Source organism: Paraburkholderia sp. ZP32-5 (genome assembly GCF_021390495.1).
In the GTDB taxonomy this organism is placed as follows: domain Bacteria; phylum Pseudomonadota; class Gammaproteobacteria; order Burkholderiales; family Burkholderiaceae; genus Paraburkholderia.
Genome location: NZ_JAJEJP010000001.1, coordinates 3,981,731 through 4,007,001, shown reverse-complemented (window position 1 = coordinate 4,007,001; position 25,271 = coordinate 3,981,731). Strand labels below are relative to the sequence as shown.

Genomic DNA, 25,271 nt, shown 5'->3' with positions numbered 1-25,271 from the left:
TGCTGAAATTCACCGCGCGGATGCAACGCTCGAGCGCACCGGTCAAGCGCATCGGTCAAACTCACGCTCGACCGCGCGCCGAACTCATCACGTCAAACTCGCGCCGAACTCGCCGCGTGCACGTCGATGCCGGCCGCCTCCAGCGCGCCGCGAATCCGTCGCGCGAACGCGAGCGCATGCGGGCCGTCGCCGTGCAGGCAGATGGTCTGCGCGTTGATCGGCACCCACTGGCCATCGATCGCGCGCACGCGCTGCTCGCGGATCATCGCGAGCGTGCGTTCGAGCACTTCGTCTTCGTTGTCGAGCAGCGCGCCCGGCTCATTGCGCGGCACGAGCGAACCGTCGGCGCGATAGCCGCGATCGGCGAACACTTCTTCGATCGCGGTCAGGCCCACTTTGCGCGCGGCGCTGACGAGCCCGCTGTTGGCGAGCGCGAACACCGCCACCGACGGATCGAAGTCGTGCACCGCCGACACGATCGCATCCGCGATCGTGCTGTCGCGCGAGGCCTGGTTGTACAGCGCGCCGTGCGGTTTCACATGCGCGATGCGGCCGCCCTCGGCCTGCGCGATCGCCGACAGTGCGCCGAGCTGATACAGCACGCCCGCGTAGATGTCGGCGGCCGGCAGGTCCATCTCCTTGCGGCCGAAATTGTCCGGATCGTTGAAGCTCGGATGCGCGCCGATCGCGACGCCTTTCTGTACCGCCCAGCGCACGCAGTCGCGCATCGCGTTGGGGCCGCCCGCGTGCCAGCCGCACGCGATATTGGCCGAGCTGACGAGGTCGAGCAGCGCTTCGTCGGAGCCGCAGCCTTCGCCGAGGTCGGCGTTCAGATCGATTTCCATGGAGATTCCTCTATCTACTTGGTGTTACGGCGCCGCGAGCGCCGACCGGCGCGCGCAGCGCTCTTCATGCATCGCGATCGCGGCATCGATCTGCCGCAGATACACGCGTTCTTCCAGCAAAGCCTGGCGCGCCTCGTAGGGCGTCGTCGGGATGAAACGCACGGCCGCGTTCAGGCGCACCTGCGCGAGCTTCCACAGATCGGCCTGGATCACCGCGCCGATCTTCGGATAGCCGCCGGTGGTCTGCGCGTCGCTCATCAGCACGATCGGCTGGCCGTTCGGCGGCACCTGGATCGTGCCCGACAATACAGCGTGCGACAGCAGATCGGCTTTGAGTGTGCGCTTTAGCTCAGTACCGGCCAGCCGGTAGCCCATCCGGTTGCTATTCGGCGTGACCAACCACTCGTCGGACCAGAACGACTGCTGGGCGGCTTCGGTGAAGCTGTCGTATTCGGGGCCGCGCAGCACGCGGATCGGCACCGCCCACGGCACACCGGACGGATGACGGCCACGCCGCAGCGGCTCGTGCACCAGCACGAACTTGCACCACGCGGGCGCTTTGACGCCGAATTCGGGCGCCTCGGGCGTGAAGCCCAGTTGGCCGCGCTGCGGCGGCGCGCCGACCGGCAGGCGGTCGCCATCGACCAGCGCGCGGCCGCCGAGTCCGCCGAAGTGGCCGGCGAGATCGGTGCTGCGCGAGCCGAGCATCGGCAGCACGTCGATGCCGCCCGCGACGCACACGTAGCCGCGCATGCCGCGCTTCGCCGCGTTCAGCACGAGTTCCTGGCCGGCCAGCACCGGCAGGCTCCACCATGAATAGACCGGCTTGCCGTCGAGCGTCGCGCCGAATTCGGTGCCGGTGATCGCGACCCGCGTCGCGCGCAGAAAGCGCAGCACAGTCGGGCCGAAGGTGATTTCGAGGCCGGCCGCGTCGGGCCGGTTGCCGACCAGCCGGTTGCCGACTTCGAGCGACAGCCTGTCCAGCGCTCCGCCCATCGCGACGCCGAGATGCCGGTAGCCGTGGCGGCCGAGGTCCTGGATCGTGGTCAGAAGACCCGCGCGGATCACGTCGATCATGCGTGCATCCCCGCAATCGTGAAGCGCACCCGGTCGCCCGGTTGCAGCAAGGTGGGTGGCCGGCGCGCCGGGTCGAACAGCGGCACTTCGGCGCGGCCGATCAGTTGCCAGCCGCCCGGCGACACCGCCGGATAAATGCCGGTCTGCTCGCCGCCGATGCCGACCGAACCGGCCGGCACTTCCAGCCGCGGCGAAGCGCGACGCGGCGTGTGCAACGTGGCCGCGAGCCCGCCCATATACGCGAAGCCCGGCTGGAAGCCGAGGAAGAACACCACGTAGTCGCCGCCTGCGTGACGCTCGACGACCTCGCGCGCGCTGAGCCCCGTGTGTTCGGCGACCGCCTGCAGATCGGGGCCGAACTCGCCGCCGTACTGCACCGGAATCTCGACCTCGCGACTGGGCACATCCACGCTGCCCGCCGCGTTCCACGCCGCGAGCAGTTGCGCGGCGAGCGCGTCGGTGTCGGCTTCGAGCGGATCGAGCACCAGCGTCAGATTGTTCATGCCGGGCACGACTTCGAGCACATGCGGCCAGTCGCGCGCGGCCTGGGCGGCGGCCCATACACGGCGCTGGCATTCGAGCGTGGCGGGTGGCGGCGCTTCACAGACGAGTGCGGCATCGCCGAGCAGAAAAATGCGCGGTTGATTCATGGCTGGACGGTTCTCGCCGAGTCGAAAAGAGAGGTGCGCAGCGCGACGGATTGGCCCATGGACGGTACAGGATCAGCAACGATGGAAGCGTGCATTATCAATAAAATATCGACAATTTATCAATAAGAGTTTTTCCGTAACTCGCCGGCAGTGACGGCTCGTCGTACACTTTCGACACTTTTCACCCCTCTTTCTGGAACCCTGTATGGCGCGCCACCCCACCAAGATCGTTTCGTCCGAACATCTCGTCTCCGAGACCAGCGCGGAACTGTCCGAGCTCGAGTACGCGCTGATCATGGCGGGCAATGCGTTCAACCGCTGGATGGTCCGCTGCATGTCGGCGGCCGGCGACAAGGACATGACCGCCATCGAGGTGTCGCTGCTGCACCACGTGAGCCACCGCGAGCGCCGCAAGAAGCTGGCCGATATCTGCTTCGTGCTGAATATCGAGGACACGCACGTGGCGACCTACGCGCTGAAGAAGCTCGTAGCTAGAGGGTATGTAAAAAGCGAAAAGACCGGCAAGGAAGTGTTCTTCTCGGCGACCGACGCGGGGCGCCAGCTGTGTCTGAAGTATCGCGAGGTGCGTGAGAGCTGTCTGATTACGACGCTCAAGGAAAGCGGGCTCACCAATGAGCAGATCGGCGAGGCCGCGCAGCTGATGCGCAACGCGTCCGGTTTGTACGACACGGCGGCGCGGGCGGCGGCCTCGCTGTGATGCGCGCTTACGATGGCGCGATAACACTATCCATGAATAGCAACGCGCGGCGCTGGTGATTCACGCCGCGCGCGTCGCGTTCAGCTCGACGGCAACGCGGGGTGAAACCCTGCCTCGGTGATGATCAGATCGAGCGGAATATCGTGCGCCTCGCGCTCCAGCGTCTGCAGGCGGCACGCTTCATACGCGATGCCGACCGTGACTGGCTTTTTTTCCGCCGGCCACGCAGCCAGCGTGCGGTCGTAGTAGCCGCCGCCGTAGCCGAGGCGATAGCCGTCGGTGTCGAAACCGACGCAGGGCACGAACAGCAGTTCGGGAAACACGACGCGCCCGGAAGTCGGCTCGGCAATCTTGTGATGACCGATCTTCATCGACGTTTCGGGCGTCCACGCATGAAACTCGAGCGGCGTGCCGCGCTCCTTGATGATCGGCAGACTCGCTTCGTGACGCGCATTGGCTGCGAGCCAGATTGCGACCGCGCCGCGCGCGTCGTACTCGCCCGCGAGCGGCCAGTAGAACCCCACGCTAGCGACGTTGTAACGCTTCAGTGCATCGAGTACGCGGCGCCCGAGCGCGGCATTCTTCGCCGGCTCGGAAGCCGCTTGCAGCCTCACTTCCAGTAGCCTCTGACGCAACGCCTTTTTCGTTATTGGGACAGGGTTGCATGCTATGCTTGGGTCCAATTCGCGCTCCAGAAACAACGATGTCAAAACGCCTCTTTCGAGTATATCGCGCGGTCGGTATGGCGCTGGCCGCAGCGGCGCTCGTCGCATGCAGCACTGCCTCGGCCATCAAGCCTCTCCCCATCTCGCAACTCACGAACGACGATCAGATTTTCGTTCAGCTTCGCGAAGCGTCGCGTAATAACGACGCGGCGCGCGCGGCTCAACTCGCGAGCATGATCCCGAACTATCCGGCGCCGTCGTATCTGGAGTATTTCCAGATCAAGCCGCAACTGTTCGACTCGGGCGGCCATGCGCGCGTCGACGCGCCGGATGCACCGGTGCTCGCGTTCCTGCAGAAGTACGACGGCCAGGCGATCGCCGATCGTCTGCGCAACGATTATCTGACCGTGCTCGGTACGCGCCACGACTGGCGCAACTTCGACCAGCAGTACGCGAAGTTCGTGCTCAACGACGACACTCAAGTGAAGTGCTATGCGCTCGAATCGCGCGCGTCGCGCGGCGAGAACGTCACGGATGCGGCGCGCGCGCTGCTCGTCGATCCGAAATGGTATGGCGATGGCTGCGTCGATCTGATCACCGTGCTCGGCGTGAACCACCAGTTCAGCAACGACGACATCTGGCAGCAGATCCGTCTCGCGTACGAGCAGAACTACACCAGCACCGGCAGCAAGCTCGTCGACGCGCTCGGAGACCAGCCGCCCGATCCGGTGCTGTTCGGCCAGGCGGTCAACACACCGCCGCTGCTGCTCGCGCGCGGCGTCGGCCCGGATCCGCTATCGCATCAACTGGCGCTGCTCGCGATCACGCGAATGGCGCGCAACGATCCGGCGATGGCAGCGGCCACGTTCGCGTCGGTCGCGCCGTCGCTGAATTCGCCCGAGCGCGCCATCGGCTGGGGCACGATCGGCTATCAGGCGGCGCTGAAGCAGTTGCCCGGCGCGGTCGACTGGTACCGACTGTCGGCGAACGCGCCGCTGTCGAATCCCGCGTATGAATGGCGCACCCGCAGCGCGCTGCTCGCCGGCGACTGGAACATGGTGCGCTGGTCGATCGAGCAGATGCCCGAAGCGCTGCGCAAGCAGCCGTCGTGGGTGTACTGGCATGCGCGCGCGCTGAAGCAGGCGGGCGATACCGCGGTGGCCAGCCAGGAATTCACCTCGATCGCGCAGAACTTCGATTTCTACGGCCAGCTCGCGGCGGAAGAACTCGGCCAGAAGATCAGCGTCCCGCCGAAAACCACGGTGAGCGACGCCGAGATCCAGCAGGCCGCCAACACACCGGGCTTCGAACTCGCGCAGCGTTTCTACGCGCTGAATCTGCGACTCGAAGGCAATCGCGAATGGAACTGGCCGCTGCGCAATATGACCGACCGGCAACTGCTCGCCGCCGCCGAATACGCGCGCCGTATCCAGCTGTACGACCGCACGGTCAATACCGCGGATCGCACGAAGACCGAGCATGACTTTTCGTTGCGCTATCTGTCGCCGTTCCGCGATATCGTCGAGCGCGACGCGCAGTCGAGCGGGCTCGACGTCGAATGGGCGTACGGGCTGATTCGTCAGGAGTCGCGCTTCATCATCAACGCGCGCTCGGAAGTCGGCGCCGGTGGGTTGATGCAATTGATGCCCGCCACCGCGCAACTGGTGGCGAAAAAGATCGGTCTCGGGCCGGTGTCGCGTGAGCAGATGAACGACATCAACACCAATATCCTGCTCGGTACCAACTACCTGGCGATGATCTACAATCAGTTCGATGGGTCCGCCGTGCTGGCCACCGCCGGCTACAACGCCGGTCCGGGCCGTCCGCGCAACTGGCGGCAGTCGCTGCAACGCCCGGTCGAAGGTGCGATCTTCGCCGAGTCGATTCCGTTCCAGGAAACCCGCGACTACGTCAAGAACGTACTGTCCAACACGGTCTACTACGCGGCATTGTTCGAAGGCCGTCCGCAATCGCTGAAGGCGCGTCTGGGTTATATCGCACCGTAAGCGCCGTGCCGCCGTGATCGCCGGGCCATCGAGCCCGCGAGCACGGCGCGCCACGCCAGCCGTTGCCACGGCTTCCATCAGGGGAGTCGAAAATGCGACATCAAGCCATTGCGATCATCGGCGGCTCCGGCTTTATCGGCAGCTATCTGGTCAACGCACTCGTCGAAATGGGCAAGGACGTGCGCATCGCCACCCGGCGGCGCTACAACGCGCGCCATCTGACGATGCTGCCGATCGACGTGGTCGAAGCCGATGTGTTCGATCCGGTTCAGCTCGCGCGCTTCGTCGAAAACGCCGATTGCGTGATCAACCTCGTGGGCGTCTTGCACAGCAAACGCGGCAAGCCGTACGGCGAGGCGTTCGCGCATGCGCATGTCGAGTTGCCCACGCGCATCGTCGCCGCGTGTGAGGGCAAGGGCGTGCATCGGCTGATTCATCTGAGCGCGCTCGGCGCGGCGCCGAATGGTCCGAGCATGTACTTGCGCTCGAAGGCCGACGGCGAGAAAGCCGTGCATGCGGCGAACGTCGCGTGGACGATCTTCCGCCCGTCCGTCGTGTTCGGTCCCGCCGACGAATTCCTCAACAAGTTTGCGTTCCTGCAGCGCGTGTTTCCGGCCATTCCGCTTGCGATGCCGGATGCGCAGTTCCAGCCGGTTTATGTCGGCGATGTCGCGAAGGCGATCGTCAACGTGCTGGATCTCGATGCTGCCGGCGGGCGCACCTATGAGCTTGGCGGCCCGACCGTCTATACGCTCGAAGACCTCGTCACGTATTGCGGCGATGTGATCGGCCGGCATGCGCGCATCATCCGTCTTCCCGAACCGCTGGCGCGCCTGCAGGCCTTCAGCTTCGAAATGGCGCCGGGCGAACCGGTGATTTCGCGCGACAATCTCGACTCGATGAAAGTGCCCAACGTGCTGAGCGGGCCGCTCGCGCCAGAACTTGGCCTGGAGCCGACCAGCATCGAAACGATCGCGCCGACGTATCTGACTGGAGCGTCGAAGGGTTCGAGACTCGACACGTTCCGCGCAAGCGCCGGGCGCTGATTTTTTCTTCTCCCTCTTCTTTCATACAACGCATGAAGCTGCTTATTGGTGACAAGAACTATTCGTCGTGGTCGATGCGCCCATGGGTGTTGCTCACGCATTTCGGCATCCCGTTCGAAGAGGTGCTGATCTGGCTGAACGAGCCGGACACCAATGCATCGATACGCGCGCATGCGCCGCAGGGGCCCGGCAAGGTGCCCTGTCTGATCGATGATGCAGGGCAGGCGATCTGGGATTCGCTCGCGATCGCGGAAACCCTCGCCGAGCGCTTTCCGCAACACGCGCTATGGCCGCGCGACGCGGCGGCGCGTGCGCACGCGCGCTGCGTCAGCGCGGAGATGCATTCGGGCTTCGGCGAACTGCGCTCGAATATGTGGATGAATATCCGCGCGTCATTCCCCGGCAAAAACGCGACGCCGGGCGTGCTGGCCGATATCGCGCGGATCGAGGCGATCTGGGGCGATTGTTTGGCCAACCATGGTGGCCCGTTCCTGTTCGGCGAGTTCGGCATTGCCGACGCGATGTACGCGCCGGTCGCGATGCGCTTCAACACCTGGAAGCCGGCGTTGTCGGCGGCGTCCGCCGCGTATGTCGAACGGTTGACCGCGTTGCCCGCGGTCAACGCATGGATCGACGCGGCGCGCGAGGAAACCCACGCGATCGCGTATCAAGACGAATGCCCATGAATATCTATGCCGTAGGCGGCGCGATTCGCGACGAATTGCTCGGCGTGCCGGTGCAGGACCGCGACTACGTGGTGGTCGGCGCGACGCCGGAGCAGATGGTCGCGCAGGGCTACAAGCCGGTGGGCAAAGACTTCCCGGTGTTCCTGCATCCACAGACGCACGAGGAATACGCGCTCGCGCGCACCGAGCGCAAGACGGCGGCCGGCTATCACGGCTTCCAGTTTTTCTACGCGCCCGACGTGACGCTCGAAGAAGACCTCGCGCGCCGCGATCTGACGATCAACGCGATGGCGCGCGAAGTGCGCCCGGACGGCGAGTTGACCGGCCCTGTCATCGATCCGTTCAATGGCCAGGCCGATCTGCAAGCGCGGCTGTTTCGTCATGTCAGCGATGCGTTTCTCGAAGACCCGGTGCGGATTCTGCGCATCGCGCGCTTCGCGGCGCGCTTCGTCGATTTCACGGTCGCGCCGGAAACGATGGCGCTGATGCGCACGATGGTTGCCGACGGCGAAGTCGATGCGCTGGTCGCGGAACGCGTGTGGCAGGAGATATCGCGCGGCTTGATGGAAAAGAAGCCGTCGCGGATGTTCGAGGTGCTGCGCGAATGCGGCGCGCTCGCGCGGATTCTGCCGGAGATCGATGCGTTGTTCGGCGTACCGCAACGCGCCGACTATCACCCCGAGGTCGATACGGGCGTCCACGTGATGATGGTGCTCGACCACGCGGCGCAGCAGGGCTACGCGCTGACGGTGCGTTTCGCGGCGCTGACGCACGATCTCGGCAAGGCGACCACGCCCGAAGACATCCTGCCGCGCCATCTCGGTCACGAGGGCCGCAGTGTCGATCTGCTGAAACCGCTATGCGAGCGGCTGCGCGTGCCGAACGAGTGCCGCGACCTCGCGGTGCTGGTCGCGCGCGAGCACGGCAATATTCATCGCGTGATGGAGTTTGGCGCGGCCGCGCTGGTGCGGCTGCTGGAGCGCAGCGACGCGCTCAGGAAGCCCGCGCGATTTGCCGAGGCGTTGCAGGCGTGCGAGTCCGATGCGCGTGGGCGGCTTGGATTCGAGGCACGCGAGTATCCGCAGGCGGAGCGCTTGAGGGTTGCGCTGGTGGCCGCACGCGGTGTCGATGCGGGAGCGGTGGCGAAGCGGCTTGCCGATGCGCCGGCCGGCATCAAGGATGCCGTGCATGAAGAGCGGGTGCGCGCGGTGGAGGCGGCGCTCGGTTAGCGGTGTGGGCGGTGTTGTGGCAGGGTGAAGACGCGCTGCCTACAACACCCGCACCAGCAACGACAACAACATCGACAGCACCAGCGTCGACATGAACGGAAACGGATACTCGCGTCCGAACAGCCGCAGCGTCACGTCGCCGGGCATCCGTCCGATGCCGATTTTCCTGAGCCACGGCCAGCAGGACGACAGCACCGCGACGGCAACGAAGGTGGTCAAAAGCCAGCGGATCATCGCGAGTTCCCAGGCCGAGCCGAAGTAAAAGTCAGAATAAACGTTACAGCGTATGCGAGCGGTCGCCGCTCGAAAACGCCTGCAACGTATCGTCGAGTCCGCGCGAAAACGCGATCACCTTGAAGAGTTCGCCCATTTCCGCTTCGGACAGCAGCTTTTGCACCGCATTCGCCGCGGGCAGGAAGCGCGCGGTGTCGGCGGGATCGATTTCGCCGAGCGCGTCGGTGATGCCCGCGTTCATCAGGAAGCGCGCTTGCGACGTGAAGCCGAGCAGGTCCGCGCCGGTCTCGACGCCAGCCTCGGCGATACCGGTGAATTCGACATGCGCGGTGATGTCCTGCAGACCGGGGTACAGAAACGGATCGCCGTGCGCGCGGTGCCGGTAGTGGCACATCAGCGTGCCTTGCGCGCGTTGTCCGTGGTAGTACTCGCCAGCCGGAAAGCCGTAATCGATCAGAAGAATCGCGCCGCGCGCGAGCATCGCGCAGATGGTGCGCGTGAAGGCGCGCGCGGCTTCGTGCGTTTCGGTCACGTAGTCTTCGCCGGCAGCTTCGCGGGTCGCGTCGATTTCCGACAGCAGCGCGAGGTCCGTAGCGGCCGAGACCGGCCGGTCGTCGAACGCGAACGCACCGTCGTCGCGCCACACCACGCCGCGTTCATGCCAGACGCCGTCGTTGTGCGCGAACAGCCGCACCGGCATTGCATCGAGCACTTCGTTGCCGATCACCACGCCTTCGAAACGCTCGGGCAGCGCGTCGAGCCAACGCACTTTCGCAAGCAGCGCGGGCGCGGCGGCCGCAATCGTTTCGCGCTGACGCTCGCGCAGTTCGCCCGACAGATCGACGATCGAATAACTATCGAATGCCGCGCCGAGCGCATCGAGTGCGTTGATGATGCCGGCCGCGAGCTTGCCGGTGCCGGCGCCGAACTCCATCACGTCGCGCGTGCCGCTCGCGTCCAGTGCTTCGGCGACCGGACGGGCGAGCGCCGCGGCGAACAGCGGTGACAGTTCCGGCGCGGTGACGAAGTCGCTGCCGTCGTCGCCGCGCAGGCCGAATTTGCGCGCACCGCCGCTGTAATAGCCGAGCCCCGGCGCGTACAGCGCGCGCTCCATATAGCGGTCGAACGGCAGCCAGCCGCCGGCCGCTTCCAGTTGCGCGCGGATATGCGCGACCAGCGCATCGGACTGTTCGAGCGCGCTCGCACCGGGAGCAGGTAAACTATCGGGTTGGTGAGCTTTCGGATTCATCCCCGCATTGTAAATGACCGTTTCCCCGGACATCGCCGCCCGGCCGGCCGAAGCGCCGCCCGACGTGCCAATTGGCGCGCCCTCCGACGCGCCCCGCACCGTGCTGGTCACCGGCGGCGCGCGCCGCATCGGCCGTGCGCTGTCGCTCGGCTTCGCCGCGCGCGGCTGGGACGTGGCGGTGCACTACGGCGCGTCGCGCGACGAAGCCGACGAAGTGGTCGCGCAAATCACCGCGATGGGCCGTCGAGCGGTCGCGCTGCACGCCGAACTCGGCGACGAGGCGCAGGTCGCGCGGCTGCTGCCGGATTGCACGGCGGCGCTGGGCCGGCCGGCGTGCATCGTCAACAACGCGTCGCGCTTCGAGGAAGACACCGCGCGCGATATCGGCTACGAACTGCTGCTGAAGCTGACCGCGATGAACCTCGGCGCGCCGCTGGTGCTCGCGCGCATGCTGTTCGAAGCGACGCCGGACGCGGCGTTGAACGACGAAACCCAGCGCGGCGTCGTCATCAACGTGCTGGACCAGAAGCTGTACAACATGAACCCGGACTATCTGTCGTACACGCTGTCGAAGGCGGCGCTGCAGACCGCGACGGTCGCGCTCGCCCAGGCGCTCGCGCCGAAGCTCCGGGTGGTCGGGCTCGCGCCTGGCCTCACGATGCAATCGGGCGACCAGAGCCAGCAAGGGTTCGAGGCCGCTCACCGTATGACGCCTCTGGGCCGTGCGTCGCGGCCCGAGGATATCGTCGCCGCCGCGCTGTATCTCGCGGATGCAGCCGGCGTGACCGGAACGACGCTGGTGGTCGACGGCGGGCAGCATCTGGTGCCGCTGCCGCGCGACGTGATGTTTTTGACGGGCGCCTGATACGCGCGGTTTGCCTTTTTCAGGCGATCGCCGCGGGTGGTAAAGCCCCTTTGCGTGCCCCGCACGCTTTTTATGACTGGAACGAACATGTTTGCCGCTCTTTCGCATCCCCGGCTCGCCGATTGCCGCCGGCTCTTTCTGCGCAATTACGAAGTGCACATCAACATCGGCGTGCACGACTTCGAAAAGCGCGGCGAACAGCGCGTCGTGATCAACGTCGAACTGTTCGTGCCGCTCGCGATGTCCACGCCGCAGCACGACAAGCTGAACGAAGTCGTCGATTACGACTTCATGCGCTCGACGATCGCGCAGCGCGTGTCGCAAGGCCATATTCATCTGCAGGAAACGCTGTGCGACGACCTCGTGCGCACGATGCTCGCGCATCCGCAGGTGCGCGCCGCGCGCGTGTCGACCGAGAAGCCGGATGTGTATCCGGACTGCGACGCGGTCGGTGTCGAAGTCTTCCGCATCAAGGAGGATTGAGCGATGAACGCACCGGACATACTCAACCAGCAGATGCACGACACGGACGCTCAAGCGGCGCAGGCAGCGCAGGCCGGCGAGACCGGACAAGCCGCTGAAGCCGCGAACGCCACCGCCCCTCGCGCCTCGAAGTCCCCGCTCACGCGCCGCGAGCAGAAAGAAGCATACGAGAACAACAAGCTGTTCAAGCGCCTCGCGCGCCAGGTCGGCCAGGCGATCGGCGACTACAACATGATCGAGGACGGCGACAAGGTGATGGTCTGCCTGTCGGGCGGCAAGGATAGTTACGCGATGCTCGAGATTCTGATGCGGCTGCGCGAGCGCGCGCCGATCAACTTCGACATCGTCGCGGTGAACCTCGACCAGAAGCAGCCGGGCTTCCCCGAGCACGTGCTGCCCGAATACCTGAAGCAGCTCGACATCCCGTTCCATATCGAGAACCAGGACACTTACAGCATCGTCAAGCGGCTCGTGCCGGAAGGCAAGACCACCTGCTCGCTGTGCTCGCGGCTGCGGCGCGGCATCCTGTATCGCGTCGCCGGCGAACTGGGCGCGACCAAGATCGCGCTCGGCCATCATCGCGACGACATCCTGCAGACGCTGCTGCTGAACCTGTTCTACGGCGGCAAACTGAAGGGCATGCCGCCGAAGCTGCAATCGGACGACGGCAAGAACATCGTGATCCGACCGCTTGCGTACGTGAAGGAAACCGATCTGGAGAAATACGCGGAATTGCGCGAATTCCCGATCATTCCGTGCAACCTGTGCGGCAGCCAGCCGAATCTGAAGCGCGCGGAAATGAAGGCGCTGATCCGCGACTGGGAAAAGCGCTTCCCGGGGCGCATCGAGAACATGTTCAACGCGTTGTCGAATGTGGTGCCGTCACATCTGATGGATCATCAGCTGTTCCCGTTTGCGGCGCTGCGCGCGAGCGGCGAGGCGGATCCGAACGGCGATATCGCGTTCGACGAGGAACCGTGCTCGACGGGAGCCGACGACGGCGCGCCGCTGAACGGCGCAAAGACCATTTCGCTGGTCCAGTTCGACGATCTCTAACGAAAAGGCCCTGTTTTACGGGCCTTGCGACGGTTTTTCGCTGTCGCAAAACGGAGTCGAGGCCGCACCCGCGGCCTTTTTCGTTCGATGCCGCATGATAAAATCGCCGGCTCCGAACTCGTCCTATTGCCGACGCCATGAATATCGTGATTTTGGCGGCAGGTACCGGCAAGCGCATGCGGTCAGCGCTTCCCAAGGTGCTCCATCCTCTGGCCGGCCGGCCGCTCCTCGCTCATGTCATCGACACCGCTCGCGCGCTGAATCCCGCGCGCCTGATCGTCGTGATCGGCCATGGCGCCGAAGCGGTGCGTGAAGCCGTCGCGGCCCCCGACATTCAATTCGCGGTGCAGGAGCAGCAGCTCGGCACCGGTCACGCGGTCCAGCAGGCGCTGCCGCTGCTCGATTCCTCGCTCCCCACGCTGGTGCTATACGGCGACGTGCCGCTCACGCGCGCGGCCACGCTGCATGCGCTGACCGAACGCGCGGGCCGGGACGGCTACGGTGTGCTGACCGTCACGCTTGACGATCCGACCGGTTACGGCCGCATCGTGCGCGACAGCCAAGGCCGCGTGCAGCGCATCGTCGAACAGAAAGACGCGAGCCCCGAGCAACTGAAGATCGCCGAGATCAATACCGGCATCATCGTCGCGCCGACCGCGCGTCTCGCGGGCTGGCTCGCGGCGCTGAAGAACGACAACGCGCAGGGCGAGTTCTATCTGACCGACGCGGTCGAGATGGCGATCGAAGCCGGCCTTGAAGTCGTCACCACGCAGCCCGACGACGAATGGGAAACGCTCGGCGTGAACAGCAAGCAGCAGCTTGCCGAGCTCGAGCGCATCCATCAAGGCAACGTGGCCGACGCGCTGCTGGTGGCCGGCGTGACGCTCGCCGACCCGGCGCGCGTCGACGTGCGCGGCACGCTCGAATGTGGCCGCGATGTGTCGATCGACGTGAACTGCGTGTTCGAAGGCCGCGTGACGCTTGGCGATAACGTGACCATCGGGCCGAACTGCGTGATCCGCAATGCGAACATCGGCGCGGGTACGCGCGTCGATGCGTTCACGCATATCGAAGGCGCCGAGGTCGGCGCGAACGTCGTGCTGGGTCCCTATGCGCGGCTGCGCCCGGGCGCGTCGCTGCACGACGAATCGCATGTCGGCAACTTCGTCGAAGTGAAGAACGCGGTGCTCGGCCACGGCTCGAAGGCCAATCACCTCACGTATATCGGCGACGCGGATATCGGCGCGCGCGTGAATATCGGCGCGGGTACTATCACCTGCAACTACGACGGCGCGAACAAATTCCGCACCGTGATCGAAGACGACGTGTTCGTCGGCTCCGATACCCAACTGATCGCGCCGGTGCGCGTACGGCGCGGCGCGACGATCGCGGCGGGCACGACCGTCTGGAAGGACGTCGACGCCGATACGCTGGTGTTGAACGACAAGACGCAGACGGGCAAGACCGGCTACGTGCGCCCGGTCAAGAAGAAGAGCTGATCGCGAGCTGATCGATATGGCGCGCGCACGACGCGCGCATCCTGAATCCGGCACTGAAGAGGAATAAACCATGTGCGGTATTGTCGGCGCAGTTGCGCAACGTAACATCGTCTCCATCCTGATCGAAGGACTGCGTCGCCTCGAATATCGTGGCTACGATTCGTGCGGCGTCGCCGTGCTCGGCGCGAACGGACCGAGCCGCGCGCGCAGCGTCGCGCGCGTCGCCGACCTCGACGACCAGGTGCGCGACAGCGACCTTGGCGGCGTGACAGGCATCGCACACACGCGCTGGGCGACGCACGGCGCGCCGGTCACCGACAACGCGCATCCGATCTTCTCGCAGAACGCGCTCGCGTTGGTACACAACGGCATCATCGAGAATTACGAGGTGCTGCGCGAAATGCTGCGGGGCAAGGGTTACACGTTCGTCTCGCAGACCGACACCGAGGTTATCGCGCACCTGATTCACAGCCTGTATCACGGCGATCTGTTCGCGGCGGTGCGCGAGGCGACCGCGCAATTGCACGGCGCGTATGCGATCGCGGTGCTGCATAAGGACCAGCCGCATACGGTGGTCGGCGCGCGCGAAGGTTCGCCGCTCGTGGTCGGGCTCGGCAACGGCGAGAACTTCCTCGCTTCGGATGCGCTCGCGCTCGCGGGCAGCACCGAGCGCTTTATCTTCCTCGAAGAAGGCGATGTCTGCGAACTGTCGCTCGACGGCGTGCGTATCGCCGATCGCCACGGCAACGACGTGCAACGCGAGGTGCGTCAGGTGGCGGCATACGGCGGCGCGGTCGAACTCGGCCCGTATCGCCACTTCATGCAGAAGGAAATCTTCGAGCAGCCGCGCGCGATCACCGACACGATCCCGCAAACCGATGCATTCGATCCGTGGATTTTCGGCGACGGCGCGGAGAAGGTGTTCGCCGGGATCGACAGCCTGCTGATTCTCGCGTGCGGCACCAGCTATTACTCGGGGCTCACCGCGAAGTACTGGCTCGAATCGGTCGCGAAGATCCCGACCCAGGTGGAGATTGCGAGCGAATATCGCTATCGCGAGTCGGTGCCGAATCCGAAGTCGCTGGTCGTGGTGATTTCGCAGTCGGGCGAAACCGCGGATACGCTCGCGGCGCTGAAGCACGCGCAGGGGCTCGGCCATACGCACACGCTGGCGATCTGCAACGTCGGCACCAGCGCGATGGTGCGGCAGACCGAGTTGGCGTTCCTCACGCATGCGGGCCGCGAAATCGGCGTTGCGTCGACGAAGGCGTTCACCACGCAACTGGTCGCGCTGTTCACGCTGGCGGCGACGCTTGCCAAGCTGCGCGGACGCTTGAGCGCGGAGCAGGAAGCGGATTATCTGAAGCAGCTGCGCCATCTGCCGGCTGCGTTGAATAGCGTGCTGGCGCTGGAGCCGCAGATCATCGCGTGGTCGGAGGAGTTTTCGCGCAAGGAACACGCGCTGTTCCTGGGACGCGGGATGCACTATCCGATCGCGCTCGAAGGCGCGCTGAAGCTGAAGGAAATTTCGTATATCCACGCGGAGGCTTATCCGGCTGGCGAACTGAAGCACGGGCCGCTCGCGCTGGTGACCGAAGCGATGCCGGTGGTGACCGTCGCGCCGAACGATGCGCTGCTGGAGAAGCTGAAGTCGAATATCCAGGAAGTGCGCGCGCGCGGCGGCCAGCTTTATGTGTTCGCGGATGCGGATACGAAGATCGTCAACGACGAAGGCCTGCATGTGATCCGGATGCCGGAGCACTACGGCGTGCTGTCGCCGATTCTGCATGTGGTGCCGTTGCAGTTGCTCGCGTATCACACGGCGTGTGCGCGTGGCACGGATGTGGATAAGCCGCGGAATCTGGCGAAGTCGGTGACGGTGGAGTAAGGGGCGGGGCGGCGCGCCGTTTCTGCCGAGTTGCATTAATTTCGGTCAGCGGGGCCATCAGTTTCGGTTAGCAGCGGCTCCCCACTGTTAACCGCTGCTTCCAACTCCTTGTCAGCAAGGATTAACTGGAACTAATGGTCGCGCGCCGTAGCCGGCTCCATTGCCGCACGTCGCGCGCGAGCGGGTTGTATCAAGAGCCACTCAACCGCACCTTCCGGGTACTCCTGTGGCCAATGCTCTTCGAGCAACCGCATCGGGTCTGCGGACCGGTCACCATTGTTCTGTGCCGCTGACTCCAGGCTAGCTCCCTCCCATTGCGTCCAGAATCGTCTGCGCGCAACCCAGCCTGTCTACCGCGCGCTGAAGGCGCTCAACCATCTGTTCGCTGAGGCCGAGTTCGCGGCGGCCGACTTCTACGCCGGTGACCGCATCGGCTAACAAGTCGTCGACGATGATGCATGCCGGCCATGATATCCCGGCGCTAACTCAATACAATGAAGCGAAAGCGGAACAAGCCGTTAACCGCAAAGTGGCGTGGTTGAAAAGGAAAGGACAAGGCCACTGGGATGGATGATTTTTCGACTTTCCGGCGCCAGCGCTTTATCAGTGAACCGTACTTTGCGTGGCTCTCCAACTTTCACGTTAGCTCAAAGCTGTGCAGCGAAAGAAAGTCCGGCTGCAATAGTCTGTGTACGAAGGGAAAACGCGAATGGCAGATTTCGACAGCAAAAGACGTCAACGCTTTTTGAGCGAAGAGTATTTCACCTGGCTCTCGTCCATCAACAGGAAAGAGATTGAGCACTGGAAGCAACATGTCCCACCTACCGGAAATGGGGAGGACGCCCGGAAAGCGATGGGCGCACGATACGTCGCAGATGACACGTACCGACAATTTCTCCTGCAATACACGGCCGGTAAGGATCTGCGCCTGTTGCGCATCGAATTGGACGCCGTGGTCATGAGTCTCGAGGTGTATACCGTTGCGCGGCGAAAAGCAGAAAAGAACGACTCTTATCCGCCGTTTATGTTCGGTGAAATTGAAGATTACGAGTCTGCGGTTCAGCTTATCGGCCTGTGCCATTTGCTTCATAGGCGTGAACTGCTTCCGAGGGTGACGGCCATGCTCGATCCGTTCTATCGAGCGAGGGACACGCTTTATGAAGATTTACTGGCTTACGGGATGGATGGCCAGGTTGATGTCGACGTGTGGTTTCACGAATCTTATCGCGACCTTATCAACAGCATGTACAGCGACACGGACGAGCTTGGTATCTCGCTGATCCGTTCGTTTCTGGGTAAATGGTATCAGGCCATGAATGCTGCTTCGTGGCACGACAGTCACTTGAAAGCCAATGTCGCGGATGGCGGGGCCTACGTCGGCTATTGGGCCATCGAAGCGGCCGCCGCAGCATATCTCCTCGAACTCGACGACACGTCTTTTCGTGACCATCTTCTGTATCCGAAGGATTTGGTGGAATTCGCGCGCAAGTTCGACACGCGCGACGAGCACGCTCAGGCACGTAACCAGGCCCGCGTGTTGTGCGGTCAAACGAAAAGCAACGACGGCTAGCAGGAAAATTTTGTGAATTCGGTCATGGACGATTTTGCTGCAAATCGACGACAGCGTTTTCTGACAGAGGATTATTTTTGCTGGCTGAAAGGCGTCCTCGAGAAATCGGTTGTTTTTTGGGGCCATACACTTCCGGCCAACGGAACCGAAGCGGAGCGGCGCAAGGGCGCGGCATGGTCTCGTGCTACGAACGCGTTCAGATTATTGCTGCTTCGATACACCGGTGGCGAAGACATTCAGCCAATGCAAAGAGACATAGAAGGTGTTGTGAGCTTCTACGAGGAGTACATGGCACTGCGCCGCATCGCGGATAAAGATTCGACGTCTCCTCCCTTTATTTTCGGTGAAATCGGAGACTATGAAGCGGCCATGCAACTAATTAGCCTATGTCATCTGCTCCATAGACGAGACTTGCTGCACAGAGTTGCCGGGATGTTAGACCCATGGTATTGCGCGCAAGACACGCTGTACGAAGATCTGCTCGCTTATGGCATCGATGGACGATTCGACGTTGATAAATGGTTTCAGGATAGGCCGTATCGAGTTCTTATCAATAGCTTTTATCGCGAGTCGGACGACGAAAGCATCGCCGATATCTCTGCGTACCTTGACGAGTGGTATCCGGCGCTCGAGGACGCGCCTGGATACCGGGACGGTCATTTGAACCAGTCACGAAGTGGCGGCAGCTATGTCGGCTATTGGGCCATAGAAGCTGCTGCCGCAGCATATCTGCTTGAACTCGACGACACTTCTTTTCGTGGAAATGTGGTCTATCCGGGAGGCCTTGTCGATTTTGCGCGTGCGTTCGCAGCACGAGAGCAGTCGGCGCCGGCGGCGAAGGGATAGTAGTCGTGCGATTCGCACGGGTCGGCAGGAGCGCTTCGTAGCCGCTTCCCGCAATAAGAGCCGCTAACACAAGTCATCAACGAAGCGCGAACAGATAACAGCAGCAGCAAGGGAGAGCAAGGCAGCATGAATGTCGAGACGCCGCTCGAAGCGAATGCGCAGTTTGCCGAAACCGGCAAACCCGGCATGCGTGCGCTCACGCCCCAGCGATGCCGGCCCAGCCGTTCTTTGCTCTCGACGTCACGCCGGGCAATGCGCGCGGTGATTCCGCGCTGTTTCAGGTACTGCCTGCAGCGGGCGAAGTCGTAGCCCTTGTCCGCATGCAGCTTGTCCGGACGTTTGCGGGGCTGGCCACTCAGGCCCGGCACTGCGTACGGGTATCGCATCAACCGTGCGCTCGAACGCCATCGAATCGTACCGGTTCGCACCCGTCACCGTGATCACCAAGGGAAGGCCTCTGGCATCTACGACGAGGTGTCGTTTCGTCCCGAGCTTGCCCCTGTCCGTGTGGTTGGGGCCGGTTTCCTGCCCCCGGGGGCTGGCAACGCTGGCCGCATCCACGCTTGCCCGTCCCCAGTCAATCTGGTCATGCTCGCGCAACCGGCGAAGCATCGCCAGATGCAGTTTGTCCCACACGCCCGGGGCCTGCCAGTTCCGCAAGCGTTGCCAGCAAGTCATGCCGCTACCGAAACCCAGTTCCTGCGGCAGGTCTTCCCAGGCAATACCTGTTTGCAGGACATACAGGATGCCGTTCAATGCAGTCCACTCATCAACCGTGCGTCTGCGACCGCCTTTGGGCGATGGGGTAAACGCCGGAATCAACGGTTCCAGAGATGCCCATAACTCGGTACTGATTTTTCGTCTTGGAGAGACGAGCGCTAATGACGAAATTACTCACCACCGTTTTCCTGAGACGCCAGTGAGATGCATCATCAAAGGAGTCGCTGGCGACCATTTTTCAACGAGGACCGATACCGCCGGTGTACCGCTGTGCGGCTCAACTCAACTGCTTGCGCAATATCAAAATGAGAATGCCAGGACGGTTGAGGGCCGCCGGTCAAAGCGTGGCGCCCAAACTGAATGCGACGGTCATAACGCTTTCATCAGGGAATGTTAAGCGTTGAGATTTTCAACCCGTCAGAATTGTCGAGTCGAAAAGATCCCCTTATTATTTCGGTCGACTTTAAGGGATGTCACGACAAGGAAAATCTAAATGGGAGTGCAGGACCTTATCTCATTTATGCAGTCTGCGTTATTTCAGACTGACCGGCTCGTAAAACTCGATTCCCCTGCTGGGGTGAATGCGCTATTGCCGCAAACCGTGATGGGTACATCACGCCTTGGCCGTAACTTCGAGTACGCCATCGATGTCGTCTCGACGAATAGTTCACTTGAGCTGAAGTCTCTTATTGCCCAGCCGGTCACTCTCTGGCTTCAGCGCGCCGACAAGTCCTATCGGCCGCAGCATGGTTATGTCCATACCGCGCGGCGTCTCGGAGCCGACGGCCAACTGACGAGCTATCAACTGGTCTACTCGTCGTGGCTGCATTTCCTGAAGTTCCGCAAGGACGCGCAGATTTTCCAGGACAAGTCAGTAGACACTATCCTCAAATCTGTTTTTCAGATGCATCCGCAGGCGACCGGGGCATTCCGGTTTGACATTCAAAACGCATCACCAGTCCGGTCATTCTGCGTTCAGTACGAGGATGACTGGACTTTTGTGCACCGGTTGCTCGAGTCCGAAGGCTGGTTCTATTACTTCGAGCATGCCGATGACGGAAAGTCGCACACGCTTGTCGTGACCGATGACCTTTATTCGCTCGAGGCCATGTCGCCCCAGGAGGTCGACTTCTACCGTGCCGGCACCTCCAGCCAGACGGAAGCGCTTGTGCAGTGGTCTGGCACACGCACGCTTCAAAGCACGGCTTTCAGCACTCGAACCTTCGACTACAAGAAGCCCGGCACAACCAGGGAGACTTCGTTTCCAACCGTCGGGAATCAAGGTGACCTGCCGCAACAGGCGGAGGTCTACGAATACACCGGTGCCTATACCTGGCAGGAAAACGACCGTGGCGACAAGCTCACCAAGCTCAAGCTGGAAGAGTGGGAGTCGCGCGCAAAGCGCTTTTTTGGAGTCGGAGGCCTGCGCAGCATCGACGTCGGCCGCTGGTTCTCGCTGGACAACCATCCCGCCCACGCGCAGGACGATGGCGAGGACCGGAAGTTCGCGGTCATCGAAGCCTCGTGGTATATCCGGAACAATATCCCGGTAAGCGATACCCACCCGTTCCCGCATAGCCTGTCTGAACGTCTGGCGGCGGTTCGCACCACCTATGAGCAGTCCGCAGCTGCGTTCTCGGTCGAGGATTCCGTCGGTGATGGCAGCGATGGTTTCTTTCTCGTCGAGATCGAGGCGCAGCGACTGAAGGTTCCGTTTCGCAGCCCGTTCGAACACCACAAGCCGGTCATGCATCTTCAGACGGCGACGGTGACGGGTCCTGAGAACGAAGAGGTCTATACCGATTCCCTTAACCGCATCCTCGTGCGCATGCATTGGGACCGCCGCGAGGCGTCCGCTTCGACATGCTGGGTGCGCGCCGCATTCTCGGACACCGGAAGCGGCTACGGCAGCGTCCACACGCCTCGCATCGGCGAAGAAGTGATCATCGACTGGGTCGGAGGGGATTGCGACCGGCCCGTCGCGACAGGGCGCGTGTACAACGGCGCCACGCAGCCGCATTGGCACTCGAATGGCATCCTCTCCGGCTTTCGGTCGCGCGAATACGGTGGCGCGGGCGGCTACAACCAGCTGGTGATGGACGACGCAACAGCCCAGAACCGGCTGCAACTACTGTCGTCCCAAGGCAGCTCCATGCTGCACATGGGTTACCTCATTGCCCAGGACGGCAACACGCGCGGCAGCTATCTCGGCAGCGGCTTCGAACTACGCACCGATGCCTATGGCGCGCTGCGCGCGAACCGCGGGCTGCTCATCTCGACTCACGCGCCCGCGGGCTCGAACGCGCAGCAACTCGACGTAAGCGCCGCGCGAGGGCAGTTGTCAGGCGCGGGCAACCTCCTCGAATCGCTCGACAGCGCGAGCACGACGCATCAGGCCGAAAGCCTGCAAGCCGGTGAGGACGCACTCAAAGCATTCACCGCGGCGTCGACCAATAGCGCCCAAGGCCAGGCGAGCAGCGGGAGCACGGCAGGCGGTGGCACTGGCTCCGCCAATGCGTTCAAGGAGCCCATCCTGCTGGCGGCAAGCCCGGCGGGAATCGGCGTTTCGACGCAGCAGTCAGTGCAGTTGAGCTCGGACGAACAGCTCACGCTGGTCAGCGGCCAAAGCACGTACATTGCGGCCGGCAAGTCGCTGCTTGCGAGTGTCACCGACAGGATCAGCCTGTTCGTCCAGAACGCGGGGATGAAGCTCTTCGCTGCAAAAGGCAAGGTCGAGATTCGCGCGCACTCGGACAACATCGAACTGACCGCGCAAAAGACAGTGAAGGTGCTGTCGGCCTCCGAGAACGTGGAAGTGGCTGCTAGCCAGGGCGTCCTGCTGACCGCTGGGGGCGCGTACATTCGCATCCACGATGGCAACATTGAGATTCATGCTCCCGGGCAGATAGACATCAAGGGTGCGCAGCATGCGTTCAAGGGCCCCACGAGCAGTCCCTACGACCTGCCCGCATTGCCGAAGGGCGACCTGCACAACCAGCTTGAGCTGAACCTCACCGACAGCAACCTGAAGCCTGTACCCGGCGCGCCGTACAAGGTCGTGTTCGACAACGGGACTACGTTGGCCGGCAAGCTGGATGCGAACGGCCACGCGGTGTTGCGTGATGTTCCCGAAGGCACAGCCAAGGCATTTTTTGGCGAGGACGCACGCCCATTCACGCAACCGGCGCTGCCCGCTGCGAAGACGCTTGACCAGGCTGACGTGCTGAAGGAGCTTGGCGCCGGTGGTCACGAAGGCATCAACCAGGAAAACCTCGCGAGCCTCTTCAATCAATTCTCTGGCCGCCCGGACGTCCAATGAACGACAACGACCAACAGGCCGTCGAAGACGCGGTCGAGCAGATTGGCATCTCGATGGCGGCCAACGCGTTCCCGCTTTTCTATGTCGCGCAGAACGTCTACGACACGTCGGAAAGCGTCTGGAACGTATGGAATGCACGCAGCGCCACCGACGAGATGACGAAGATCGAGACGGGCATCGACCTGGTGTTCGCGGTCGTGGGCTGGGTGCCCGTGGTCGGTGCCGGGGTCAAGCGTACGTTTCGGCTCGTCAATCACAAGTCGGACATCTACGGGCCGCTGCTCTTCGATATTCTGCGACTGGTGCTTCAACGCGCGCACTGCCCGACGAGCCCGGAAGAACTGGTCGACAAGCTCTTCGATGCGTCGGGGCTGAAGACGCTGCTGACCGAATCCCGCGAGCACATCGAGAAGTCGTGGCTCTATCGTGAGATGCCGTCCGCGGCGCAGACCACGTTCAGCGAGGCGCTCGGCTTTGTTGAGACGAACCTGCCGTACTGGTTGACCCAGTTCGTCGAGCGCAAGCTCATGCACTGGAAGAAGAAGCAGCCCAACTCTTCGGCCGAAGGCTCGGTCGCGCTGCGTAAGGAGACCGAGAAGCCCGGGAAGGTGGGTGTTGAGGCCGAGGAGGGGCACAACCGCTCGAACTCTGCGCCGTCCACCGGGGTTGTGAATGCCAAGCTGGCGGTCAAGGACATCACGAACAAAATCACCGGGCTTCTCGGTGAGCACATCGCCGACTATTACTGCTATGAGCACCTGAAGTGGGGTTCTGGGTGGGCGGCTCACGACCAGGGCGCGCTCGGCCATTGGCCGAAGCCGCCAAGCGACACGGTCCTCGGCAAGCTAAACGACGATAGTCAGCTCAACAAGCTCTTCGCACCCAGGGCGCGAGGTCAGGGCATCGACGGCGTCTGGCGCGCGACGCCTGCAAACAACAACGGGAGGCCTTTTGCGATTGTTGAAGCTAAGTCGTCAAGGGTCGCATCGAAGCCGAAGGGTGACGGAAAACCCAACGTGTCCTCCAAGCTTGGGGTGGCGAATCGAATCGCTGAAGAGGTGCTTCCACGGCCTGACGAACTACTAGAACCACCGATAGAGGATGATGGCGGATCGCAAGCATCCTCGCAAGCGGTGGCCGGCGGCAAGAAGGGCGGTGGCAAGAAGGGAGGACGGCGCCAAACGTCAGGCGCTCCAACCACGCCCGACGCGTCAACGCCCACGCCCGCTCCAGGCCCGATAGCGCCAGCAGGCGGGAAGATTGCACAAATGACAGACGCTTGGGTTTTTCAAAATCTACCCGCCGCCGTTGGACCAGTCATGGCTAAGGCCATTCGCAAAGCAGGATACGCCCGGCACATTCTGTACATTCCGTTCTATCTGCCCAGTGCAGTTCAGCACGAGGCCGCCTTGATGGAAGGTCGGGAGCATGACCACGGCAACCATGACGTACCCCTTCACTATACGGAGGCGGAAGTAGCTAAGGCAGCTGACGATAAGCAGGCGCGTTTAAACAAGACACATGGAAGGGCTTAAAGATGGACGATTTTTCGAGTCGACGACGGCAGCGCTTCATCAGTGAACCTTATTTCAAATGGCTTTCTGGGTTTCATGCTGAGGCAGTCGAAGAATGGTCTCGCATCTTGCCAGCGAACGGAACGGACGCGCAGAAGCGTGCCGGCGCAGCGTCGTTTCGCGCCGAGAGCCGCTTTGAGCGACTACTGCTTCAATACACTGCAGGAGAACCCATTGGGCAAATGCGCGATGAGTTGGACGGAATCGTTGCCGACTATGAACAGTTTGCGAAATGGCAGGGCGTGGCGTTTGAGCGGCCCGACTGGCCCGCTTTTCGGCTAAGTGAACTTGGCGAGTACGAGCGCGCGATGCAACTCATCGGACTGTGCTTTTTGCTGCACCGTCAGGACTTGCTTCCGCGTATCGCAGCGCTTCAGGACCCTCTTTATCGAGGCCGAGACGCGCTGTACGAGGACCTGTTGGACTACGGCTTGGACGGTCGCCTGGATGTTGACACCTGGTTTCATGAGTCGTATCGGGACTGCATCAACAGCATGTACGGTGACTCGGACGACGAAAGCCTGGCGGACCTGAATTCGTATCTTGAGAAGTGGTATGCATCCGTGAGCGGCGTCGCCTGGCATGACAGCCATCTTGACCTGTCGGAAAGAAAAGGCCTCTATTTTGGCTACTGGGCCATCGAAGCGGCCGCACTTGCCTATCTGCTTGAGCTGGATGACACCTCGCTGCGCGAGCACATTGTCTACCCCAAAGACCTCGTCGACTTCGCGCGCAGCTTCCGGGAGAACGCTCCGCGACAAACGCCTCCTGCCGGCCCCGTCACGGTACGAACTGGCCAGGTTTGCCCCGAGACGGGTATCTGGAAAGCACAAGGTCACAACGTTCCTGGCGTGCTAATAAAGCAGGGCGACGCAATGCCGGACGTCTTTGCACCCGACCGAAGCGGCGCGCACCGGCCGCAACCTGCGGTGTGGGAGTTCGAACGTAAAGCCTGACGGCCAGTTGAGTTCGCAATGCAAGGGCAGGCTGTTGTATACAGCAAGTGAATTTATGAGGATGTCGCTTGCAAAGTAAACGGAAGATGA

The 25,271-nt window shown here is 62.8% G+C and carries 21 protein-coding genes and 1 pseudogene; 15 read left to right on the top strand and 7 right to left on the bottom strand.

From position 1 onward, the window contains the following. Nucleotides 1-92 precede the first annotated feature (92 nt). The 3 genes from pxpA to pxpB are packed head-to-tail and all read right to left on the bottom strand — an operon-like array spanning nucleotide 93 to nucleotide 2,572. Nucleotides 93-845 (bottom strand): 5-oxoprolinase subunit PxpA, encoded by a 753-nt coding sequence (gene pxpA, locus L0U82_RS17485; protein WP_233832564.1) that lies wholly within the window; start codon nucleotides 843-845, stop codon nucleotides 93-95. Between the two features lie 24 nt (nucleotides 846-869). Next, the gene (locus tag L0U82_RS17480; protein ID WP_233832563.1) at nucleotides 870-1,922 is read right to left on the bottom strand and encodes a biotin-dependent carboxyltransferase family protein; all 1,053 of its coding nucleotides are present in this window, start codon (nucleotides 1,920-1,922) and stop codon (nucleotides 870-872) included. Continuing rightward, nucleotides 1,919-2,572 (bottom strand): 5-oxoprolinase subunit PxpB, encoded by a 654-nt coding sequence (gene pxpB / locus L0U82_RS17475; protein ID WP_233832562.1) that lies wholly within the window; start codon nucleotides 2,570-2,572, stop codon nucleotides 1,919-1,921. Before pxpB ends, L0U82_RS17480 begins: the two co-directional genes overlap by 4 nt. 205 nt (nucleotides 2,573-2,777) lie before the next feature. Between pxpB and L0U82_RS17470 the strand changes: the two genes are divergently transcribed. Then, nucleotides 2,778-3,290, top strand: a complete 513-nt coding sequence (locus L0U82_RS17470) for a winged helix DNA-binding protein (RefSeq protein ID WP_233832560.1) — start codon at nucleotides 2,778-2,780, stop codon at nucleotides 3,288-3,290. An 80-nt stretch (nucleotides 3,291-3,370) separates the two neighbouring features. On the opposite strand, the gene L0U82_RS17465 is transcribed toward L0U82_RS17470, so the two are convergent. Then, nucleotides 3,371-3,985 carry a 5-formyltetrahydrofolate cyclo-ligase gene (locus tag L0U82_RS17465; protein ID WP_233833334.1) on the bottom strand — a complete coding sequence of 205 codons (615 nt, stop codon included), beginning with the start codon at nucleotides 3,983-3,985 and terminating at the stop codon, nucleotides 3,371-3,373. A gap of 8 nt (nucleotides 3,986-3,993) precedes the next feature. Here L0U82_RS17465 and L0U82_RS17460 point away from each other — a divergent pair, with 8 nt between their 5' ends. The 4 genes from L0U82_RS17460 to L0U82_RS17445 all read left to right on the top strand — a co-directional run bounded on the left by L0U82_RS17460 (nucleotide 3,994) and on the right by L0U82_RS17445 (nucleotide 8,922). Beyond that, the gene (locus L0U82_RS17460; protein WP_233832559.1) at nucleotides 3,994-5,961 is read left to right on the top strand and encodes a lytic transglycosylase domain-containing protein; all 1,968 of its coding nucleotides are present in this window, start codon (nucleotides 3,994-3,996) and stop codon (nucleotides 5,959-5,961) included. A gap of 92 nt (nucleotides 5,962-6,053) precedes the next feature. Beyond that, the gene (locus L0U82_RS17455; protein WP_233832558.1) at nucleotides 6,054-7,007 is read left to right on the top strand and encodes a complex I NDUFA9 subunit family protein; all 954 of its coding nucleotides are present in this window, start codon (nucleotides 6,054-6,056) and stop codon (nucleotides 7,005-7,007) included. A 32-nt stretch (nucleotides 7,008-7,039) separates the two neighbouring features. Beyond that, a complete protein-coding gene (locus L0U82_RS17450; protein ID WP_233832556.1) occupies nucleotides 7,040-7,693 on the top strand; it encodes a glutathione S-transferase family protein in 654 nt (217 codons plus the stop codon). Beyond that, complete coding sequence (locus L0U82_RS17445) at nucleotides 7,690-8,922, top strand: multifunctional CCA addition/repair protein (RefSeq protein ID WP_233832555.1); 1,233 nt, start codon at nucleotides 7,690-7,692, stop codon at nucleotides 8,920-8,922. The genes L0U82_RS17450 and L0U82_RS17445 overlap by 4 nt, the downstream gene beginning before the upstream one ends. A 39-nt stretch (nucleotides 8,923-8,961) precedes the next feature. Here L0U82_RS17445 and L0U82_RS17440 read toward each other — a convergent pair whose 3' ends face one another. Together L0U82_RS17440 and L0U82_RS17435 are read right to left on the bottom strand one after the other, a co-directional pair. Then, a complete protein-coding gene (locus L0U82_RS17440; RefSeq protein ID WP_233832554.1) occupies nucleotides 8,962-9,156 on the bottom strand; it encodes a DUF2905 domain-containing protein in 195 nt (64 codons plus the stop codon). 43 nt (nucleotides 9,157-9,199) lie between these two features. Then, nucleotides 9,200-10,405 carry a class I SAM-dependent methyltransferase gene (locus tag L0U82_RS17435; protein WP_233832553.1) on the bottom strand — a complete coding sequence of 402 codons (1,206 nt, stop codon included), beginning with the start codon at nucleotides 10,403-10,405 and terminating at the stop codon, nucleotides 9,200-9,202. Nucleotides 10,406-10,418: 13 nt separating this feature from the next. Between L0U82_RS17435 and L0U82_RS17430 the strand changes: the two genes are divergently transcribed. The 7 genes from L0U82_RS17430 (at nucleotide 10,419) to L0U82_RS17400 (ending at nucleotide 18,612) form a co-directional block, all read left to right on the top strand. Next, the gene (locus L0U82_RS17430; RefSeq protein ID WP_233832551.1) at nucleotides 10,419-11,270 is read left to right on the top strand and encodes an SDR family oxidoreductase; all 852 of its coding nucleotides are present in this window, start codon (nucleotides 10,419-10,421) and stop codon (nucleotides 11,268-11,270) included. An 87-nt stretch (nucleotides 11,271-11,357) separates the two neighbouring features. Continuing rightward, nucleotides 11,358-11,753: a dihydroneopterin aldolase gene (locus L0U82_RS17425; protein WP_233832550.1), complete on the top strand. Its 396-nt coding sequence runs from the start codon at nucleotides 11,358-11,360 to the stop codon at nucleotides 11,751-11,753. A 3-nt stretch (nucleotides 11,754-11,756) separates the two neighbouring features. Further along, nucleotides 11,757-12,809 (top strand): tRNA 2-thiocytidine(32) synthetase TtcA, encoded by a 1,053-nt coding sequence (gene ttcA / locus L0U82_RS17420; protein WP_233832548.1) that lies wholly within the window; start codon nucleotides 11,757-11,759, stop codon nucleotides 12,807-12,809. A 137-nt stretch (nucleotides 12,810-12,946) separates the two neighbouring features. Continuing rightward, nucleotides 12,947-14,308: a bifunctional UDP-N-acetylglucosamine diphosphorylase/glucosamine-1-phosphate N-acetyltransferase GlmU gene (gene glmU, locus L0U82_RS17415; RefSeq protein WP_233832547.1), complete on the top strand. Its 1,362-nt coding sequence runs from the start codon at nucleotides 12,947-12,949 to the stop codon at nucleotides 14,306-14,308. Between the two features lie 70 nt (nucleotides 14,309-14,378). Further along, on the top strand, nucleotides 14,379-16,196 hold the full coding sequence (gene glmS, locus L0U82_RS17410) for a glutamine--fructose-6-phosphate transaminase (isomerizing) (protein ID WP_233832546.1): 1,818 nt from the start codon (nucleotides 14,379-14,381) through the stop codon (nucleotides 16,194-16,196). 709 nt (nucleotides 16,197-16,905) lie between these two features. Continuing rightward, complete coding sequence (locus L0U82_RS17405; protein WP_233832545.1) at nucleotides 16,906-17,766, top strand: PoNe immunity protein domain-containing protein; 861 nt, start codon at nucleotides 16,906-16,908, stop codon at nucleotides 17,764-17,766. A 12-nt stretch (nucleotides 17,767-17,778) separates the two neighbouring features. Beyond that, entirely contained in the window at nucleotides 17,779-18,612 is an 834-nt protein-coding gene (locus tag L0U82_RS17400) for a PoNe immunity protein domain-containing protein (RefSeq protein ID WP_233832543.1), read from the top strand. A gap of 63 nt (nucleotides 18,613-18,675) precedes the next feature. On the opposite strand, the pseudogene L0U82_RS17395 reads toward L0U82_RS17400, so the two are convergent. Continuing rightward, nucleotides 18,676-19,503: pseudogene (locus tag L0U82_RS17395) on the bottom strand (IS5 family transposase). A gap of 322 nt (nucleotides 19,504-19,825) precedes the next feature. On the opposite strand from L0U82_RS17395, the gene L0U82_RS17390 reads away from it, so the two are divergent. Genes L0U82_RS17390 through L0U82_RS17380 form a run of 3 tightly spaced genes read left to right on the top strand, consistent with a single transcriptional unit; the run spans nucleotide 19,826 to nucleotide 25,181 of the window. Beyond that, nucleotides 19,826-22,651 carry a type VI secretion system Vgr family protein gene (locus tag L0U82_RS17390; RefSeq protein ID WP_233832542.1) on the top strand — a complete coding sequence of 942 codons (2,826 nt, stop codon included), beginning with the start codon at nucleotides 19,826-19,828 and terminating at the stop codon, nucleotides 22,649-22,651. After that, nucleotides 22,648-24,186 carry a hypothetical protein gene (locus tag L0U82_RS17385; RefSeq protein ID WP_233832541.1) on the top strand — a complete coding sequence of 513 codons (1,539 nt, stop codon included), beginning with the start codon at nucleotides 22,648-22,650 and terminating at the stop codon, nucleotides 24,184-24,186. The genes L0U82_RS17390 and L0U82_RS17385 overlap by 4 nt, the downstream gene beginning before the upstream one ends. Nucleotides 24,187-24,188: 2 nt before the next feature. Then, complete coding sequence (locus L0U82_RS17380) at nucleotides 24,189-25,181, top strand: PoNe immunity protein domain-containing protein (protein WP_233832539.1); 993 nt, start codon at nucleotides 24,189-24,191, stop codon at nucleotides 25,179-25,181. Nucleotides 25,182-25,271 lie beyond the last annotated feature (90 nt).